The organism is Gemmata obscuriglobus (assembly GCF_008065095.1).
In the GTDB taxonomy this organism is placed as follows: domain Bacteria; phylum Planctomycetota; class Planctomycetia; order Gemmatales; family Gemmataceae; genus Gemmata; species Gemmata obscuriglobus.
In genome coordinates this window covers 7,544,405-7,562,825 of the sequence record NZ_CP042911.1, presented here as the reverse complement: position 1 = coordinate 7,562,825, position 18,421 = coordinate 7,544,405, and the positions used below count along the sequence as shown (strand labels likewise).

Sequence of the window (18,421 nt, the reverse complement as noted above, 5' to 3'; positions counted from 1 at the left end):
GGATCTCTCCCGCCGGGGGCTCAGCGTATGGAATCGCCCCGGGCTCCCGGGGCGGTCAAGCGGAACTCGTTACCGGGCGGCGAGCCGCCGCACCCGCGGCGCCGCGCCCCGCTCGCGCAGGGCGTGGGACGGGTGCGTGACCCGCGCCGGCCGGTCCTCCGGCGCGAGCCGCCGGTCCTCGCGGGCGGCGTCGAGCGCGGCCCTCCGGGGCACGTCGCCCAGGAGCCCGCGGTCCCCGGCCAGCGCCGCGCACAGCAGGCGCACCGCGAACGCCGCGTGGAGCCCCACGAACACCAGGTGCACGCCCGCCGGCCCGGCCCGCCCGGTGAGCCCGGCGTGGGCCGAGCTGCACGTGCCGCCGGCGAACACCAACCCCAACAGCAGCTGAAGCGCCTTCCTCACGAACGGCCCTCCGTTGACAGGAACCCGGCTCTGCGTTGCACGGGCTGGCCACCGTTCCCCGGCCCGCGCCGGGGAGCCGCATTACGGCCCCGCGGCCCCGGGAAACCGGGGCCGCGGCGGGCGCTCAGTCGCGCCCGCAGTAGCCGTGGAGCTTGCACCCCGCGGCCCGCAAGATGGCGCTGGCCTCGAGGCGGGTCTTGGCCGTCCGGACCCGGGCCCACACCTTGGCCGCACGGCGGTACGCCTCGCTGCCGCTCTGCCGGCTCGGGGTGATCTCCATCCACTCGTTCACGTCGTCGAGATCGCGGATCGTCACGCCCGTCTCGTCCGCGCCGGCGGACCACGCGCCGGGGACCCCCGCCGTCAGCGGCACCGCCGGGGCGTCGACGCCCCGGATCTGTTCGTCGCGGACCACGATCCCGTACACCCGCGCCGCCTCCGGGTCGCCCGCGGTGTACGCCGCGAGCCGGGCGAGCAGCTCGGCCCGGAGCGCCTCGAAGTCGGTGTGCAGGCTGATCCCGTCGAGCCAGTGGCAGACGCCCTGGCAGAACCCGCCGCACCGGTCCTCGGGCGTGCCCGGGCGCGCGGCCCCGGCGCCCCAGCCGTTGAACCGGAGCACGCGGCAGGTCTTGCCGCGCTTCCCGGCGTGGGCCATGTCCGTGACCGTCGCGGTCCCGCTGCCCGGCCACGTCCGCGTGTGGACGCGGGGCGGGGTCACGTGCTGTCGCAGCAAGCTGGCGGCCCGTTCGCCGCACGTGTCCGGTTGCGGGTTGTCGTCCAGGTAGTCGGCGAGCACCTCCTCGCCCCGCTGCTCCGCAATCACCGCCCGCGCCAGCGCGACCGCCTCCGGGTCGTCGCTGACCCAGCTCGGGCCGCGGCCGCCCGCGAGCGGGTACACGCTCGCCGCGAGGCCGCCGTCCCGCCACGGGCCGACGCGGACGTGCACGCCGTTCACGTCCGCCGTCTGCTCCCGGGGCGTTGCTTCCGTTGTCACCATCTGAAAACCTCCGTTCGTTCACCCCCCTCTGCATTCGCTCCGGGCTTGGGACCGGCGCCGCGGCGCGTGCCGCGGCGGCTGCATTACGGCCCGCGGCCCCCGGGTTCGGGGGCCGCGTCGGGCTAGTTGCGCGTCGTGTCGAGCGTGGATTGCCAGTCGTCCCACGGGTCGAGCGGCCGCGTCGCGTAGTTCCACCGCAGCGCGGTCCGCTGCAGCGCCTCCACGTCTGCCACCGTCTCGCACCCCCGGAGCCGCTCGGAGAGGGCCTCGTGGTCCTCCTCCTCGCACAGGAGCCCGCGGTCCAGGTTCCCCTGGACCCGCCGCACCAGCGCGCAAAACGCCTCGTCGTCGGCTTGCATGAGCAGCCTCCCTTGACTCCCCGTTGCTGGACTTGTCACCAGCGCCCCACCGTGGGGCGGTCGGGTTAAGGGCCGCGGCCCCGGTTTCTCGGGGCCGCGATCGGTCACGTCGTCCGGGCTGGCCCGTCGAGGAACCGGTCCCACAGCGGCTTCAGGGCCGCCGCCACCACCCCGACCAGGCACCGCCCGTAAGCGAACCCGAGGGCCAGGTGGAGCAGCAGGTGCCCGACCCGCGCGCCGACCGGGGCCGCCTCGACCGCGGCCGCCGGGGCCACCGCCTTGAGCGAGGTGATCAGGAACCACACCAGGGCCGCCCCCAGCGCCCACCCCGCCACGTTCTTCACCGCTTGCATTCCGAACCCCTCCCGCGCTCTGCATTCACCCGGGCTTGCGACCGGCCGCGGTTCCAGCCGCGGGCTGCATTAAGAGGGCGGGGGCCTCGGAGGCCCCCGCCGCGGGTCACCAGTTCCGGCCCTTGTTGCCCCAGGCCCGGTAGCCCTCGGCCAGGATCAGGCAGATGAGCTTGCGCTCGTTCTCCGTCTCCCCCCGGATCGTCGGCACGTAGCCGCCGTCCATCGCCGCCTTCAGCTCGTCCCAGGTGTCGAACGCGGTCACCGCGTTCACCAGCCGGTCCTTGATCTCGCCCGGCAGTTCGGCCTTGCACATCGCCAGACCCTCCCCGGGAACGCACGCGGGCGGCCCGAATGGCCGCCCGTCGCACGCCCCAACGGGACGCATGCTAGCGAATCACTAGTGACTGGCGAAGGGAAATCGCTGGGGAATTTCTAGGCCGACACTAGTGACGCCCGGGCGGGGGCCGCGTAGAGTGGGCGGGGCACTGCGGTGGCGCGGACGAGGTGCGGACATGGCGAAGCGGACGCGGCCCCGGCAGAACGTGGCCGGGGCCAAGCAGTTCAACTACGAGATCGACGGGGCGCTCGCGGACCGGTTCCGGCAGTTCTGCCGGGACCGCGGGGAGACGATCGTGGGCCACCTGGAGATGGCGCTGCGGCGGCACATGGACAACCCGCCCCCGGTGCCGGTGCTGCCCCCGCTCCCGCCGGTGCCGGCGCCCGCACCTGCCGCGAGCGGTGCGAAGACGCGCGGGCGGCCGCCCAAGCCGAAGGGCGGCTCATGAGGTCGGAGGCGCACGCTGGGTTCGAGGAATTCAGAGCTGGTGAGGTGACCGACTTCCCATCTGCGGGCGCGCGGCCGCGCCCCACTTCCATCCGGGCAACCCGCCCGGGCACCATGACCCCGTAAACGCGACGGGCGGCGGGAGCCGCTAACTCCCACCGCCCCTGGTGTCGCGCCCCGTGACGAGCCGACCGGCCGTTGTCATTCTCCCACGCACACGGGGAAGGTCAATGGCCGTCGGAGCCGCACCGTCCGCACCACCGCCCGGCCCGCCCGCACAGGACGACCGGGTGATCCGCACCTGGCGTGCCGACCCCGACCGGTACGTGCGCCGGGTCAAGGGCGGGCGGTACCAGGCCCGGCCGTACGACCCGGAGACGCGCACCCGCGTGAACCTGGGGACGTTCGGGACCCCGGGGCAGGCCCGGGGCGCGGTCCAGAAGTACTGGTGGGGCGAGCTGGCGGCGAAGCCCAAGTTCGTGCGCGCGAGCCGCAACCAGTACAGCTTCGGCCGCGGGGACCCGGTCCGGTACTTCGTGCTGATCCCGACCGCCGCGCCCGGCGCGGGCGGGGACCGGAAGCGGAGCTACCAGCGGGTGGGCGACTGGTTCGCCACCGAGGCCCAGGCGGTGGCCGCCCGGGACGCGTTCCTGGAGGCCACGTACGGGCGGCTGGTGGCCAAGGCCATGCTGTCCCGCGCGGACACCTCCCGGCGCGCCGGGAAGTACTAGCACCCGTTCCCCCGGAGGCCGTCATGCTCGCGCTCGTCCTGTTCGCCGCCCTGTCCGCCGTCCCCGAGCTCCCGCACACCGCCCCGGCGACGCCGCCGGCGGACGTGTCGCGGGACCCGATCCCGACCCGCCCGGAGCACCCATGCGACACTACGCCGCCGCGGTCCTGACCGCGGCCCTGTTCTGCGCCGCCGGCCTCGCGTTCCCGCGGGCCGAGCGGCCGCTGCCCGCGCCCCCGCCGGCCGCCGCGGCCGAGCCGGACCGCGAGTACAAGCTGCCGCCCAACGAGCTCGCGCCGAGCGCGGTGCAGGCGCTGGCCGACGCCGGCGACGTGGCCGACTGGGGGCACGCCGCGATCGGGGTGCCCGACGCGTGGAAGGTGACCAAGGGGAAGGGCGCGAGGGTGGCCGTGCTCGACACCGGGTGCGACTCCGGGCACCGCGACCTGAAGGCCCAGATCGTCGCCGCCCGGGACTTCACGGGGAGCCGCTCCGGCAGCTCCGACGTGAACGGGCACGGGTCGCACTGCGCCGGCATCGTGCTGGCCGCCGAGAACGCGGTCGGCATGGTGGGCGTCGCGCCCGAGGCCCAGCTGCTCGTCGGCAAGGTGCTCGGCGACTCCGGCTCGGGGCTCTCCTCGGGCATCGCGGCCGGGATCGACTGGGCGGTGGAGCAGGGCGCCGACGTGATCTCCATGAGCCTCGGCAGCCCGTCCGAGGACGCGCGCATCCGGGCCGCGATCGCCGCGGCCCGCGCTAAGGGCGTGCTGGTGATCGCCGCGGCCGGTAACGAGGGGCCGCGCGAGGGGACCGTCGGGTACCCGGGCGGCTCCCCGGGCGTGATCTGCGTCGCCGCGATCGACTCGGCCCTCGCCACCGCGTCGTTCAGCTCCCGGGGCCGCCAGGTGGTCATCGCCGCCCCGGGCGTCAACATCCGCTCGTGCTACCCGGGCGACCGGTTCGCGACGATGAGCGGCACCTCGATGGCCACGCCGTACGTCGCCGGGTGTGCGGCGCTGTACGTCGCGCGGTGCAAGGCGCTCGGGGTGAAGCCCACCCCGGACGACTTCGCCAAGCGGATCGGCGAGACGGCGAAGGACCTGCCGCCGTCCGGGCGCGACACCGCGACCGGGTTCGGGCTGATCCAGCCGGCCAAACTGCTGCCCGCGGGCGACGCCCCGGTGCCCGACCCGAAGGACCCGGTGGTGCCGGTGCCGATCGGGGACAAGGTGGAGCTGGTCCTGCCCGGGCTCACGCTTGACGGCCGGCCGGTGAAGCGGATCGTCCTCGAACTGGCCCCGCGGCCGTGAGCGGAGGGGCGCCGATGTCGGGCCACACGGTCGCCGAGATCCGGGCGATGTCGCAGCGGCTGCGGGACCTGGCGACCCGCGCCGCCTACCACCGGTGCCGGGCCGCCGCGCACACCGCGAACGCGGCGCTGGCGGACCGCGAGGCGGACCTGGTGCAGGAGCAGCTCACCCAGGCGGTGCGCGACAGCCAGCACGAGGTCGAAGTGGTGCTGGTCGGCGAGACGGGCGCGGCGCCGCCGCTGGACCCGAGTTCCACGCCGCCCGTTCCCACCAAGAAGGAGTGAACCGCCGTGGTCACGCTCCTGCTCACCGTCGCCGTGCTGATCCCCGCGGCGTGGCACCTGTGCGCCGCCTCGGCGCTGTTCACCGCCCGCCACACCGGCGTGGCGGGTGTTTTCTGTCCCGTTCTGCAAGGGAGCTTGAGATGCGCAACCTGATTCGCTTCGCCGCGGTCGCCGTGGTCGCGGGGCTGTTCGCCGGCGACGTGCTCGCCGGCCCGATCCTCGACCGCCTGCGCGAGCGCCGCGCGGCCCGCCAGGGCGTGTGCGGCGCGTGCCCGTCCGCCGAGCCGGCGCGGCTGTCCGCGGCGGTCCCGCCGTGCGGCGCCTGCCCCGACGGCTCGTGCCCCGACGGCTCGTGTCCCGGTGGGGTGTGTCCGGTGCCGCCGGCGCCGGGCCTGGACGTGAGCGCGTCCCCGCACCCCACGGCCGCGCTCCCCGCCGGGGCGCTGGTGTCCGTGTCGGGGCGGGTGCTGTTGCCCAACGGCGACGGCACCTACCGGCACGCCGACCCCGGGGCGCCGACCGTCTTGCCCGGCTACTCGCTCGCCCCGGGCTGCCCGAACGGGCGGTGCCCGCTCCCGCAGCAGCGGCTCGTGATCCCGGTCAAGTAGCGTTCGCCCCGGAGGTGCGGGCGCCCGCACCCCGTCCCCCTTCGCCCGCTCTTGAGGAGCCCGACATGATCCAGGTCCACTTCCACGTTCACGCCCCCGCGCCGCTCCCGCCCGACGCGTTCCAGCCCGCCGCAGCCCCGATGCCCGGCGACGCGCCGGTCGGCGCCGAGGCGATCGGCGACGGCACCCTGCTGCGGCTGATCGGCGAGTACGGCCCGAAGCTGCTCGCCCTGCTGATCCAGCTCGGCCTCATCAAGCTGCCGACGACGACCCCGGCCGGGGGCGTCGGCGCGACCCCGTGACCGCACGGCGCCCGAGTAGCGATTTGTGAGCAAGAGGTGTGCGCATCCGGGTTGCCACCCGGTGCGCAACTTGCGCTCGCGGTCAGTCGAACAGGCTCGGCGTTTGATCGCGTCGCCACCCGCCGAGCCGATAGCCCTTCTTGTCTTGTGGGTTTACCAGATCCCCGCTCTTCGTTAGCTCTGCGAGAGCCTTTGCAACGGTTCCCGGCCCGTGCTGACGGCCCGCTTCTTTGAGCAGGCGGTTGATATCCTTCCGGGTCTTCGGCCCCGGGGTCGCCCGCATCACGTCCATAATGTCCGCGCGGCACATGTCTCGCGCCTCTGCGGGCCGCCGCTTTTCAATGTCGGCCGTCGGCATCATCGACCGGGCGTCCCACATTTGCACGAGGACCGCGGCCCGTCCTCTCGCGTCGACGACCCGGAAAGTCGGGACCGCGTCCATCGACGCACACACGTCAAGTAGCTCACGGACCAGCCGGGCTGCCCGCACTCGTGGTGACTCGTCCGCCACAGCCACACCCGGAACGCACCGGAACACGTACCCCAATTGACCAATAGTGTACGCGTGGCCATATTCAAGCACAGGCACTGGGCGCGACAACCCGGCCCGCCGCATTAACCCAAAGAATCGCTATGCCCGGATTTATCGCTCATCTCGACGCGGACTGTTTCTACGTTTCGGCCGAGCGGGTGCGGCATCCGGAACTGGAAGGCAAGCCCGTCGGAGTGCTGGGCAATAACGGCGCGTGTGTGATCGCGAAGAGCTACGAGATGAAGCGCGACGGGGTGAAGACGGGCACGCCGATCTGGGAAGCCAAGAAGCTCTGCTCCGACGGCGTGTACATGAAGCGGGACTTCTACTGGTACGAGGTGCTCTCCCGCAAGATGCTCGGCATCGTGGGATCGTTCGCCCCGAGCGTCGAGTACTACTCGATCGACGAGTTCTTTTTTGAGTGCCGCGAACTCTCGCACCGCACGAGCCTGGCGGAGACGGCGACGAAGATCCGCGACCACATCCTGGCGGTGGCGGGACTGCCCGTGACGATCGGGGTGGCGCGCACGCGGACGCTGGCCAAGCTGTTCAGCGACACCGGCAAGCCGTTCGGCGCGGTGGCCGTCTTGAACCGGGAGCACGAGCGGGAGCTGCTCTCGCGAATGCCGGTGACCGAGATCTCGGGCATCGCGGGGCGCCGCGCCGTGCGACTCGCGCCCTACGGCATCCGCACCTGCCTGGACCTGGCGGACGCGGACGGCCGGCTCGTGAACAAGCTGCTCACGAAAACGGGCTACGAGATCTGGCTCGAACTGAACGGCACCCAGGTGCTCCCGATCCGCCCCGAGCGGGCACCGCACCAAGTCCTCACCCGCGGCGGGAGCCTGATGGGCGACGTGAGCGACCCCGCGCAGCTGTGGGCCTGGACGGTGCGCAACCTGGAGCGGCTGATCGAGGAGCTCCGATACCACAACGTGCGCACCGACGCGCTGGCGATCTCCTTGGCGTGGAAGGGCGGCGGCGAGACGGGCGGGGGGTGCCGGTTGCCCACGGCGTCGGACCGGTTCGACGAGCTCCTCGACGCCGCCCGCACCGCGCTGCGCCGGGCCTACGTGCCACACGCGACGGCCACGCACATGCACGTGATCGCGCCGGAACTGCGTCGCGGGAGGGGCATCCAGCTGACGCTGTTCGACGAACCGAAGCCGAAACTCGACGCGGTAGCCTCTGCGAAGGAGGCCATCAACGCGCGGTACGGGCGGTTCAAAGTGCGGAGCGGGGCGACCCTGTTCCTACCGAAGGTGTATCGCGACCCGGCCACCGATTTCGACATCTGTGACGTGCGGGGCAAGGTCTGCTTTTGAGAGGGCGCTGTCGTGTGTGTCGCCATCGCGCTCGCGCTCAGCGAGCTGCCGACCACGCTCGTTGAAGGGCACGGGCTTACGGACCGCGTCCACAAGAGGGGCGGTGAGCCCGAGGTGCGGTTCTATTATCGGGCGACACCGACCTTGCTGCCGGTGTGGTGGAACGGGCGGCTCCAGGTCGTGCGCTGGGGAAACAAGGACCGACGCGAGCGCATGCTGCCCCCGACCGGGTGGACCTGGAAAGAAACGGTGGAAGAAGGGAAATGGGCCGCGCTCGAACCCGAGCCGGTGCTGGTACCGACCTCGTTCGGGATGATGAACGGCGTCTGGTACAAGGTCAAGGTAGGGCTCCGGGGGCTGCTCGTGCGCGACCAGGCCGGGGCGCCGGTGGTGTACCTGATCACCGAGCCGGCCACGCGCTACTACGGGGTGATGTGCAGCGCGGAGTGGATGCCGGTTCTGGAGGGGCAGGTGATCTGACACGCCCAACCCGCAACGGTGATTCGCGCGTCACATACTGGCGCGTTACCTTCTCCCCCTTCACCAGGAGCAACACTGTGGAATCGATCGCCCGCGTCGTCGCCGAATTTACTCTGTGGACCGAGGGGCACCCGCATCTGCTCGATCTGACGACGCGCGAAGTGCTCGTGCGGCTGCGGGGGTGGCTCGACGAGCGGTATCCCGGATGGCGCGAAGCCGCGCTTGCGGCGATGGGCGACGAGCGGCACGGGGTAGAGGTCGAGGTGCTGTTCGCGGAGCGGACGATGAAAGGGGCGATACTTCAACGGGCCAGCGTGACCGGAAGTAGTCCGGCAAGCTAGGCGGCAAGCGAGATGGCATAAAATCGCCGATCGCCTATAAATACAGTACAATCGGCGATTGGTGTATTGTCCTCATAACACCTTGGAAGTGGGTTCGACTCCCACCGGACCCACTGGCCGTAAGTCCTTTAGCTGCTGCATTTTCCGCTTGCTCCGGAGGATTCCGGACGCGGCTCCTCTTCGCGTTCTGTGTAATCATTCCACAGAACATGAAGAGGAACCGCACCAGTGTCCCCACGTTGCAATCTCACCCCGTCGTATTTGCTTCACAAGCAATCTGGCCCCGGTCGCCTCGTGTGGACCGATCACACCGGTACCCGGCAGCTTATGAAGTGCCCGTGTGATAATATGTGTGCAATAATGTTATCATGATCGCGACTGGGGCGTTCGACGAGGCGTTCGATCCGGTTACGGCGCGGTCCCTGGTGCGTCTGGAGACGCGGACAGGTGTTGCACATGCCCTGCCCGTTCTCACAGTGCGGCTTCCGGAATGCGAGGGCGTCCAAACGCCCGCCGAAGTGTCGGGAAATTGAGCAGCCGAGGTGGAAATCCTACAGCGCAATTGGCCGGTCCGGAGTTTTCCAATTTGCGGGCGCGGGCTCGCCCTCGGAAAATCAGCGCAAGGTTTTCGCGACCCGGGGGCTATTGAGGATGGACCAGCAGTTCGCTAGCGGCACCGATTTGAGTCTGCTGCGGCGGTTGCAACAGGCCCCTACTGACCAGGTGGCGTGGGGGAACTTCGTTCAGCGGTACGGGCGGCGGATCTACGTGTGGTGCCGGCAGTGGCAGCTCCAAGAAGCGGACGCCGAAGACGTGACCCAGAGCGTCCTGCTGATCCTCGCGAGCAAGCTGCGCGAGTTCGAGTACGACCCCGCCGGCAGCTTTCGGGCGTGGCTCAAGACCGTCGCGCATCACGCCTGGGCCAAGTACGTCACGAGCCAGCAGCGGCCGGGCGGCGGCACCGGGGACAGCGACACGCTGGGGGTGCTCCACTCCGTGGAGGCACGCGACGATTTAGCGGCCAAGCTGGAAGAGGAATTCGACTACGAGTTGTTGGAATTGGCGATGCTGCGGGTGGCCCAGCGCGTTGAGACGCGGACGTGGCGGGCGTTCCAGCTGCTCGCTCTTCAGGACGTTTCTGGGGCCGAGGTGGCGGCCACTCTCGGAATGCCCGTCGGCATGGTCTACGTGGCCAAGAGCCGTGTGCAAAAGATGCTCCACGAAGAGATTCGTCAACTCGAGGGGCGCGACTGACGCCGCGCGGCCGAACGATGCGCACGTGCCCCCCCGTCGACGAGCTCCGGCAGTTCCTGGACGAGCGCCTCGGCGAGCGCACGGCGGCCGTCGCCGACCACGTCGAGTCGTGTCCGGCGTGCCAGAAGGCCCTCGGCGAACTGGTCGGCACCGGGCCGGACGTGGGCCGCCTGTTCCGTGCCCCGTGCCACACCAGCGGGGACGAGCCGCGGCCGGGGTTCCTCCGCCGGCTCAGCGACATGTTGGCCCCGGGCAGCACGCTGACGCGGGTCGCGCTCCGGGGGCCACTGTGGCCCTTGGGCGGGCACGACCCGCCCCCGGCCGTGCCCGGGTACGAGATCCTGGAGCGGATCGGCCGCGGCGGGGTCGGGGTCGTGTTCAAGGCCCTGGACCCGCGGCTCAAGCGCACGGTCGCGCTCAAGCTGCTCCTCACCGGCGCAGACGCTTCCCCCGACGAGCGCGCCCGCTTCCGCACCGAGGCCGAGGCCGTGGCGGCCCTGCAGCACCCCAACATCGTCCAGGTTTATGAGATCGGCGAGCGGGACGGCTGCCAGTTCCTCGCCCTCGAATACGTCGAAGGGGGCAGTCTTGAGGAGCGGCTCGGCGGCGCCCCCCAACCGCCCGTCGTGGCGGCGGCACTGGTCGAGAGCCTGGCCCGGGCCGTCCACCACGCCCACCAGCACGGGATCGTTCACCGCGACCTCAAACCGGCGAACATCCTCCTCCACGCGGACGGGGGGCCAGCAGCCCCACTCGCCGAGGTGACGCCCAAGATCACCGATTTCGGCCTTGCCAAGCGGCTCGGCGAGGCGAGCCGCACCCAGACCGGTGCGGCCCTTGGAACGCCCAGTTATATGGCCCCCGAGCAGGCCCGGGGAAAGAGCCAGGAGGTCGGGGCCGCCGCGGACGTGTACGCGCTGGGCGCGATCCTGTACCAGTTGCTGACCGGGCGCCCGCCGTTCCGCGGCGTCGCGTCCGTGGAAACCGTCATGCAGGTGCTGCACGAGGAGCCGGTGCCGCCCCGCCGGCTGCAGCCTCAGATGCCCCGGGATCTGGAGACCGTCTGCCTGAAGTGTTTGGAGAAGGAGCCGCGCAAGCGGTACGTCAGCGCGCTCGAACTGGCCGAGGACTTGGAGCTGTTTCGGGCCAACCGGGCGATCAAGGCGCGGCGCGTCGGGCCGCTCGAGCGCTGCGGGCGGTGGTGCCGCCGGAACCCCGCGCCGGCGGGGCTGCTGACCGCCCTGTTCCTCGTGTTCACGACCGGCACGGTCGGGGTCACCTGGAGCTACATTGGGGCGGAGGCCGCGCGGGAGCGCGAGGCGCGGGCCCACCGACTCGAGGCCGAACAGCGGGAGCGGGCGGAACTGCACCTGTACTCCAGCCGCATCGCCCTCGCCGAGCGCGAATGGGAGGCGAACAACGTCGCGCGGGCCGAGCACCTGCTCGACCAGTGCGCGCCCCGGCCCGACCAGCCGGACCGCCGCGGCTGGGAGTGGTACTACCTCAAGCGCCTGTGCCACTCCGAGGTGGTGACCCTTCGGGCGCACCGTCAACCCGTGTGCGGGTTGGCGTTCAGTCGCGACGGCCGGTTCCTCGCCTCTTCGGCCGGCGAGCGCGGCTACCTCGGCAGAAAGCCGGACCGGAATCCGGGCGAGTTGGCCGTTTGGGACGGCAACACCTTCCGGAAAATCGTCGACATCGCCGGGCACGACGGGCGCGCCGACGGGGTCACATTCGACCCCACCGGCACACGCCTCGTCACCCTCAGTCCGGACGGCAAGGTCCGATCGTGGGACGTCCCGTCGGGGCGCCTGCACAGGTCCGCTGAGTACCGGAACTCCCCCTATTGGATTGGCACGGTGGCGGCGCTCTCGCCGAACGGGCGAGTAGCCGCCGTGCCGAATCTAACCAAAATTGATCTGCTGGACGTGGAGACGTTCGCCCCGGTGGGCGCCCTGGCGACCCCGTTCGACTCGGCAGCCGGCGCGTGCGACTGGAGCCCCGACGGCTCCCTCCTCGCCGCCGCGGGCGAGACCAAACCGAAGGGTAAGCCCCTCGGCGAGTCGCACATCGGGGTGTGGGAGGTCGGCACCGGGGTTCGGCGCTACCTGATCCCCTCAGACACCAAGATCGCGGCGTTCTCACCCGACGGCCGGTTCCTCGCGACCGCTCTCGGCGGCACCGTCCGGGTCGTCGACGCGCCGACCGGGCGGGAGGTGTGCGTCATGCGGGGCCACGCGGGACTGGTGTACGGCCTCTGCTGGGCGCCGGACGGCCGGTTCGTGGCCAGTTGCAGCGCCGACCGAACGGCACGCGTGTGGAGCGTCCCGGACGGGGGCGAGCACCGCATCTTCCGCGGCCACGCCGGTCTGGTCGCACGGGTTGCGTACCACCCCAGCGGGCGGAGGCTGGTCACCGCCGACGAGGACGGGCTGATCAAGGTGTGGGACGTGTCTCGCGACCAGCGGGCGCTCGAACTGCCGCCCGCCGAGCCGGACGTCTGGCACGACGACCGATCGGTCGCTTTTTCCACTGACGGAAACCAGGTGGCGGTCGCGAGCACGTTCGGGTTCGTGGGCTACGATCTGGCGGCCGCCCGGCCCATCTTCCGCCACCAGCTACAGGCATACGAGCGACCCGAATGGCCGCTCGGCTACATCGCGCTGAGCTCCGACGGGCGCCTGGATGCGAGACCGGACCGGAAGAAGCCAACAAACGTGCGGGTGACGGACGTGCGAACCGGCACAGCGGTCTGCGTTCTGCCGGGACGGGCCGATGTGCGGTGCGTGGCGTTCAGCCCGGACGGTCGCCGGCTCGCCGTCGCGCACGGGGAACTCGACGCCGCCGAAACGCGCGTCGTGGCCGTGTGGCGCCTCCCCGAGCCGGGCGGCGAGCCCGAGCGGGCCGAACTGCTTTGCGAGCGCCCGGTTCAGGCGCTGGCGTTCAGCGCCGACGGCTCTACGCTGGTCGCGGGCGAGCGCGGGACGCACACGGCGGGCGACCCGCGGGGTAAGTGGGCGGACGGTCACGTGAGTGTGTGGGACGTCGGCACCGGCCGCCAGTTGCGCCGGTGGGCCGCCCACCCCGGCCCGGTCCAGAGCGTGGCGACCGACCCGAAGGGGCGGTGGGTGGCAACGGCAGGGCGGGGGGCGGATGAAGCGGTCCGCGTCTGGGACGCTCACACGGGGGCGCTGCTCCGGGACCTGCGCGGCCCGACGCGACTCACCCACGTGACGTTCAGCCCGGACGGCACGCGCCTCGCCGCAGTGGGGTGCGAGGGCCGCGTGCAGCTGTGGGATCCGGCCTCGGGCTTGGAGGTACTGACCCTTTACGGCAACCCGCTGAACGAAGGGCGGAACTACGAAACCCGTGTGGCGTTCAGCCCGGACGGCACCCGCCTGGCCGTCAACTCTTGGACCGGGGCGGTCCGCGTCTGGGACGCGCGCCCGGTTGCCGGCAACTGATCGCGGGGCCGACCCGCGCCGGGCTCTTCAGCCGGGTCGCATCCGCCGCCCCGAACGGCTCCCACTCGTCGTATGTGGACAAGCGCGCACGGCACATCTGGGGAGCGGCGCCCGCACACCTTCTGGAGCCGCCGACACCGGCCCCGCGGCCGCGGGGCTCGGCTCGGGAGCGGCATTTTTCACAACCGGGTGCAAGGTTCCAACGCGCTCCCGTCTATTGCCCTCGTCCCGTGTGTCATGCACCGCACATCGGTGCGAGTCGTGGCGGGTCTGCCGCGACACTCCAACTCACCCCACGCGCCCCGTTCGTAGTCCGTTGCCGTGCGGCGGGCGCGGGGCGGCGTGCCCGGACCGACACCCCTGCAGGAGCACCGACCATGCCCCGCGCCCTCTCGTTCCGCCTCGGGCACATCGAACGCCTTGAGGACCGGCTCACCCCCGCCACCCTCGCAGAACTCACGGCCGTGGCGCCCGACGCCCGGGGCTTCGTGAGCGGGGTTTACGAGCTCTTGCTGGACCGCCCGGCCGACGCGGGCGGCCGGGCCAACTGGGAAGCGCGCCTCGCGTCCGGCTCGTCCCGGAACGACGTGTCCGCCTCGATCCTGAGTTCCGACGAGTACGTCACCCGCAACCCCGACTGGGTCGGCAGCCTGTACGCGGACGTGTTCGATCGCGCGGGCGAGGTCGCCGGCCTGGGCGGGCACGCCGCGGCCCTCGCTGCCGGGGCGTCCCGCGCGACGGTCGCCGGCTCGTTCCTCGGCAGCGAGGAGTTTCAGTTGCACGTGTTTGTGGCCGCGCCCCGGACGGCCGACGCCCCGGCGCTGCCGGCCTTGCTCGGGTCCGACGCCGACGCCCCGTCCTTCATCGCGGGCCTGTACGCCGGGCTGCTGAACCGTGACGTCGACGCCGGCGGCCTGAGCAACTGGCAGGCCCGGCTGGCGGCCGGTACGACCCGGGCCGAGGTGGCGGCCGCGCTGCTCGCCTCCCCCGAATACGTCGGCCGCAGCGGCGACTGGGTCGGCGCCTTGTACGCCGACACCCTGGGGCGCCCCGCCGACGCGACCGGGCTGGCCAATTACCACGCCGCGCTGGCCGGCGGCACGCCCCGCACACAAGTGGCACTGGCGATCCTGGGGAGCGGCGAATTCCAGGGGCTGACCACGCGGGCCGCGGACGCGCAACTCGGCGGCCGAACCGACCCCGGCGCCCCGCTCGTTGTCGGCGCCGTCTCGACGGGCAACCGCTCGGTGCTGGTGTCCTTCAGCGAGGCCATGGGCGGCAGCGCGCTGGACCCGCGGCACTACTCGATCTCCCTCGACACGGGCGGGCCTGAGGCCGCCCGCTTGAGGGTGCTGTCGGCGGCCTTCGCGGGCGACCGGACCGCGGTCGAGCTGACCACCGACCCGCAGAGCGAGGTCGGGTACTCGGTTTCGGTCGTGAACGTAAAGGACACGTCCGGCACCCCGCTCTCGTTCGCGGTGCTGGCCGGCAACGTCCGGGTCGATCCCACCCGGGCGACGTTCCGCGGCACCCCGCCCTCGGGCCCCGACCTTTCGGACACCGACGGGGACGGCCTGACCGACCAGGAGGAGGTGCGCGGCTACACGATCGCCTACCGGTTGGCCAACGGTGCGGCCGTGACGCGGGCCGTCACCAGCGACCCGCTGCGGGCGGACACTGACGGCGACGGGCTGACCGACGGCGTCGACAAGGTGCTCGGGCTGGACCCGCGGGACGCGGACACCGACGACGACCTGCTGGGCGACTACCAGGAGTACAACGAAATTTTCAGCGACCCCGCCAAGCAAGACACCGACGGCGACGGGCTGGACGACGGGCTGGAGTACAACTTCTTCCGCACCTCGCCCGTGCTGGCGGATACCGACGGCGACCAGCTCCCCGACGGCGACGAGGTGCTGCTCGCCAACCGCAACGCCCGGGTCGCCGACCTCCCCGCCCCCGCGATCGAAATCGGCGGCGTGAACCTTCAGCTCGATGTCCGGTTTGTGGACACCAGCACCTCGCAGCGGCGCGAGTTAGAAAACCGTACCGTCAGCTCGACCCTCACCCAGAGCGAGCGGAAGGAGTTCAGCAACGCCCACGAGACGACCCTTGAGGCCGCGCAGAAACTGACGGTCTCCGTAGGTTTAGAAACCTCATTCGAATCGAATCCCTTTTCGATTGCGAAAGGGAAGTGGACCACCTCGACGAAATCCGAAACCAGTACTTCGGGGAGTTGGACCTCATCGTGGTCCGAGGTCACGGCCAAAGAGACTCAGCGGCAGTACGAAGAATCACTCGGCACCGAGGCCGAGACGACCAACGGCTCGACCGTCGAGCGTCAGGTCCAGGGGGCACGCCTCCAGACCACTGTGTACTTGAAGAACACTGGAACACTGGCGTACCGGGTCCAGAACCTCCAGGTGACCGCGTTCATACAGGACCCGGCCGACCCGACCCGCCTCACGCCCTTGGCCACCCTGCTGCCGGACGCCGAGCCCGCCGACGGGTACACCCTCGGCCCGCTCGTGGCCCAGCGCGGGCCGCTGGTGTTCTCCAGCGACGCGGTGTTCCCGAACCTCGTCGAGAGCCTGATGGCCAACCCGCGCGGGCTGGTCTTCCGCCTGTCGAACTACGACATCGTGGACGAGTTCGGCCGCAACTTCGCCTTCACCTCGCGGGACGTGATCGACCGCACGGGGTCGGTGGTCATCGACTTCGGCGGCTACGACAGCGACGGCGACGGTCAGGGCGACCTGACCGAGTACCACCGCGTCTCCACCAGCGCCGGCCGGGTGATCGACACCAACGGCGACGGCGCCGTGGACGGGTCCGACCACCGGGTGACGTTCGACGCCAACGGCAAGCAGGTGGGCATCACCCTGCGCGAGGCGCTGGCGGCGATCGGCCTGGCGCGGTACGACGAGGCCGCGACCCCCACCGGCTCGCTGACCGAGGTCGAGCGCGACAACAGCTACTCCACCATCATTGACGAGGACGGGCGCGAGCGGATCTTCCGCGTCCGGGGGACGGCGGAGGAGGCGGGGCTGCAAAAGTACTGGCAGATCATCACGCCGACCGGGATCGACCGGACCGTCGGCCTGGACGACTTCGTGCTGCGGACCGACTCCGACGCCCGCCTCGCCTTCGTGCAGGACCTCGACGGCGACCGGCTGCCCGCGTCGCTGGAGTACATCTTCGGCACCTCCGACAGCCCGGAGGACCTGAACGGCGACGGGGTCCCCGACGGCCGCGACACCGACGGGGACGGCCTCGACGACCGGTTCGAGACCCTGATCGGCTGGACCGTCGAGATCGACGGCCGCGGCTCGTACCGGGTTCTCTCGTCGGGCACGCTGGCCGACTCCGACGGAGACGGGCTGGGCGACGCCGACGAGGCGCCCGGCACCCTGACCGATTCCGACGGTGACGGGCTCATCGATTCGGCCCGCCGCGCCGGCCCGGCGGATTACGTCACCGACCCCTTCCACCCCGACACCGACCGCGACGGGATACCCGACTCCGATGAGGTGACCGGCTACAACGTGACGTTACGCAGCGGGCAGGTGATTCACGTCGTCACCGGTCCGTCCGACCCCGACACCGACGGCGACACCGCGCCCGACGGGGTCGAGAAGCGCCTGGGCGGCGACCCCACCAACCCGGCCGACCGGAACCTGTTCGCCGACGACGACCGGGACGGGCTGGTCAATGTTCTGGAAACCGCCGGGTGGGACATCACCGTCTACAACACCAGCACGACGGGGCTCCAGCAGGGGGCCTTCACCATCGTTCACGTGACCTCCGACCCCGGCAAGGCAGACACGGACGGCGACGGGATCCCTGACGGTGAGGAGTACGGGGCGCCCGACCCGGCGGCCCAGAACCGGCGGGTCGGCACCAACCCGAGGAGGGCCGACACCGACGGCGACGGGCTGACCGATTTCCAGGAGCTGCGCGGCATCCAGATCCGGAGCTTGGGGGTCATCACGCTCAACCCGTACGACGCCGACACCGACAACGACAAGCTGAGCGACGCCAAGGAGGCGGCGCTCGTGGACGTGGAGGCGGACCGGTGGGTCGTGAACGTGGCCGGGAAGCCGGCGTATCAGGTGTGGAGCGACCCGCGCTTCGCCGACGCCGACTTCGACGGCCTGATCGACGGCGACGAGTTCGCCAGGCGGTCGGACCCGGGCAAGAGCGACACCGACGGCGACGGCCGCGACGACGCCCGGGAGTTCGCCGTGGGCACCGACCCGCTGAGGAAGGATGTGCGGGTTACGGTCGCGTTTACGGAGCTGTTCATCGAGCACGACGCCGATGTCAACGGCGCCCCCCAAGCGAACGAGTACCAGTACGACAGTCCGGGGGAATTTCAGTTCGGGCTGGGCGTCCGCCGGCCGGACGCCGACGGCCTCCTCGGTCTGGGGGATTTCGATCCGGTCGTTGATCACCTGCTGCTGAACCAGTACCGCCCGGATGATGACGGCTTATTTGACGGGGGCTACGACATTTCCGGCGGCACGCGGCTGCTGCTCGAATCTTACATCCCGCGGGGCCTACTGGCTGTTTCGTTCGGGTTGAGCGAGGAGCAGCGGTTCACGATCGAGGCCGTGGTGCGCGAGGTCGACGCGTTCGTCACCGATGGGGTGACGACATTCCGCAACCAGTTCGTGAACCTCGGCGGCGTGGGCGGGTTAAAAATTAGTGTCGACGGTGCCGAGCAGAAAGGCATCTTCGAAGGTTCGAAATTGACACAGGGTGTCACCGCTCTAAGGCTGTCGTGGAAGGACGGTGACACGATCGGGAACCGCAACGACGACAATGAAATCCAGGGCGAGATTTTGGGGTTCCTGATCGTGGACTGACCAGCGCGCCAGCCGTCAGCAGGTCGAG

20 protein-coding genes are annotated in these 18,421 nt (G+C 71.1%); 14 read left to right on the top strand and 6 right to left on the bottom strand.

Annotated elements, in window-relative coordinates; all coding sequences use genetic code 11:
• Positions 1-69 precede the first annotated feature (69 nt).
• From GobsT_RS31145 to GobsT_RS31125, 5 genes are all read right to left on the bottom strand, one after another.
• The gene (locus GobsT_RS31145; RefSeq protein WP_010038997.1) at positions 70-402 is read right to left on the bottom strand and encodes a hypothetical protein; all 333 of its coding nucleotides are present in this window, start codon (positions 400-402) and stop codon (positions 70-72) included.
• A 124-nt stretch (positions 403-526) separates the two neighbouring features.
• Positions 527-1,399: a hypothetical protein gene (locus GobsT_RS31140; RefSeq protein WP_010038999.1), complete on the bottom strand. Its 873-nt coding sequence runs from the start codon at positions 1,397-1,399 to the stop codon at positions 527-529.
• A 122-nt stretch (positions 1,400-1,521) separates the two neighbouring features.
• On the bottom strand, positions 1,522-1,758 hold the full coding sequence (locus GobsT_RS31135) for a hypothetical protein (protein ID WP_010039000.1): 237 nt from the start codon (positions 1,756-1,758) through the stop codon (positions 1,522-1,524).
• Between the two features lie 104 nt (positions 1,759-1,862).
• Positions 1,863-2,111 (bottom strand): hypothetical protein, encoded by a 249-nt coding sequence (locus GobsT_RS31130; protein WP_010033600.1) that lies wholly within the window; start codon positions 2,109-2,111, stop codon positions 1,863-1,865.
• A 106-nt stretch (positions 2,112-2,217) separates the two neighbouring features.
• The gene (locus tag GobsT_RS31125) at positions 2,218-2,424 is read right to left on the bottom strand and encodes a hypothetical protein (RefSeq protein WP_109570750.1); all 207 of its coding nucleotides are present in this window, start codon (positions 2,422-2,424) and stop codon (positions 2,218-2,220) included.
• 199 nt (positions 2,425-2,623) lie between these two features.
• On the opposite strand from GobsT_RS31125, the gene GobsT_RS31120 reads away from it, so the two are divergent.
• The 8 genes from GobsT_RS31120 (at position 2,624) to GobsT_RS31095 (ending at position 6,129) form a co-directional block, all read left to right on the top strand.
• The gene (locus tag GobsT_RS31120; protein WP_010039001.1) at positions 2,624-2,896 is read left to right on the top strand and encodes a hypothetical protein; all 273 of its coding nucleotides are present in this window, start codon (positions 2,624-2,626) and stop codon (positions 2,894-2,896) included.
• A 229-nt stretch (positions 2,897-3,125) separates the two neighbouring features.
• A complete protein-coding gene (locus GobsT_RS31115; protein ID WP_010033603.1) occupies positions 3,126-3,626 on the top strand; it encodes an AP2/ERF family transcription factor in 501 nt (166 codons plus the stop codon).
• A 23-nt stretch (positions 3,627-3,649) separates the two neighbouring features.
• Positions 3,650-3,796 (top strand): hypothetical protein, encoded by a 147-nt coding sequence (locus tag GobsT_RS38335; RefSeq protein ID WP_010033604.1) that lies wholly within the window; start codon positions 3,650-3,652, stop codon positions 3,794-3,796.
• Positions 3,769-4,935 carry a S8 family peptidase gene (locus GobsT_RS31110; RefSeq protein ID WP_010039009.1) on the top strand — a complete coding sequence of 389 codons (1,167 nt, stop codon included), beginning with the start codon at positions 3,769-3,771 and terminating at the stop codon, positions 4,933-4,935. The genes GobsT_RS38335 and GobsT_RS31110 overlap by 28 nt, the downstream gene beginning before the upstream one ends.
• Positions 4,936-4,949: 14 nt before the next feature.
• Positions 4,950-5,219: a hypothetical protein gene (locus GobsT_RS31105; RefSeq protein WP_010039011.1), complete on the top strand. Its 270-nt coding sequence runs from the start codon at positions 4,950-4,952 to the stop codon at positions 5,217-5,219.
• Between the two features lie 6 nt (positions 5,220-5,225).
• Positions 5,226-5,372, top strand: coding sequence for a hypothetical protein (locus tag GobsT_RS38330; protein ID WP_010039012.1), 147 nt, complete (start codon positions 5,226-5,228; stop codon positions 5,370-5,372).
• Entirely contained in the window at positions 5,360-5,827 is a 468-nt protein-coding gene (locus GobsT_RS31100; protein ID WP_010039013.1) for a hypothetical protein, read from the top strand. The genes GobsT_RS38330 and GobsT_RS31100 overlap by 13 nt, the downstream gene beginning before the upstream one ends.
• A gap of 65 nt (positions 5,828-5,892) precedes the next feature.
• Complete coding sequence (locus GobsT_RS31095) at positions 5,893-6,129, top strand: hypothetical protein (RefSeq protein ID WP_010039016.1); 237 nt, start codon at positions 5,893-5,895, stop codon at positions 6,127-6,129.
• Between the two features lie 82 nt (positions 6,130-6,211).
• Here GobsT_RS31095 and GobsT_RS31090 read toward each other — a convergent pair whose 3' ends face one another.
• Positions 6,212-6,619, bottom strand: coding sequence for a hypothetical protein (locus GobsT_RS31090; protein WP_148087935.1), 408 nt, complete (start codon positions 6,617-6,619; stop codon positions 6,212-6,214).
• 143 nt (positions 6,620-6,762) lie between these two features.
• On the opposite strand from GobsT_RS31090, the gene GobsT_RS31085 reads away from it, so the two are divergent.
• From GobsT_RS31085 to GobsT_RS31060, 6 genes are all read left to right on the top strand, one after another.
• Positions 6,763-7,986 carry a DNA polymerase Y family protein gene (locus GobsT_RS31085; RefSeq protein ID WP_010039018.1) on the top strand — a complete coding sequence of 408 codons (1,224 nt, stop codon included), beginning with the start codon at positions 6,763-6,765 and terminating at the stop codon, positions 7,984-7,986.
• 12 nt (positions 7,987-7,998) lie between these two features.
• Entirely contained in the window at positions 7,999-8,466 is a 468-nt protein-coding gene (locus GobsT_RS31080) for a hypothetical protein (RefSeq protein ID WP_010039020.1), read from the top strand.
• Between the two features lie 77 nt (positions 8,467-8,543).
• Positions 8,544-8,807, top strand: coding sequence for a hypothetical protein (locus GobsT_RS31075; RefSeq protein ID WP_010039022.1), 264 nt, complete (start codon positions 8,544-8,546; stop codon positions 8,805-8,807).
• 651 nt (positions 8,808-9,458) lie between these two features.
• Positions 9,459-10,061, top strand: coding sequence for an RNA polymerase sigma factor (locus GobsT_RS31070; RefSeq protein ID WP_029600852.1), 603 nt, complete (start codon positions 9,459-9,461; stop codon positions 10,059-10,061).
• Positions 10,062-10,078: 17 nt separating this feature from the next.
• Positions 10,079-13,525 carry a WD40 repeat domain-containing serine/threonine protein kinase gene (locus tag GobsT_RS31065; RefSeq protein ID WP_010039024.1) on the top strand — a complete coding sequence of 1,149 codons (3,447 nt, stop codon included), beginning with the start codon at positions 10,079-10,081 and terminating at the stop codon, positions 13,523-13,525.
• A gap of 377 nt (positions 13,526-13,902) precedes the next feature.
• A complete protein-coding gene (locus GobsT_RS31060; RefSeq protein WP_010039026.1) occupies positions 13,903-18,393 on the top strand; it encodes a DUF4214 domain-containing protein in 4,491 nt (1,496 codons plus the stop codon).
• The last annotated feature ends 28 nt before the right edge of the window (positions 18,394-18,421 follow it).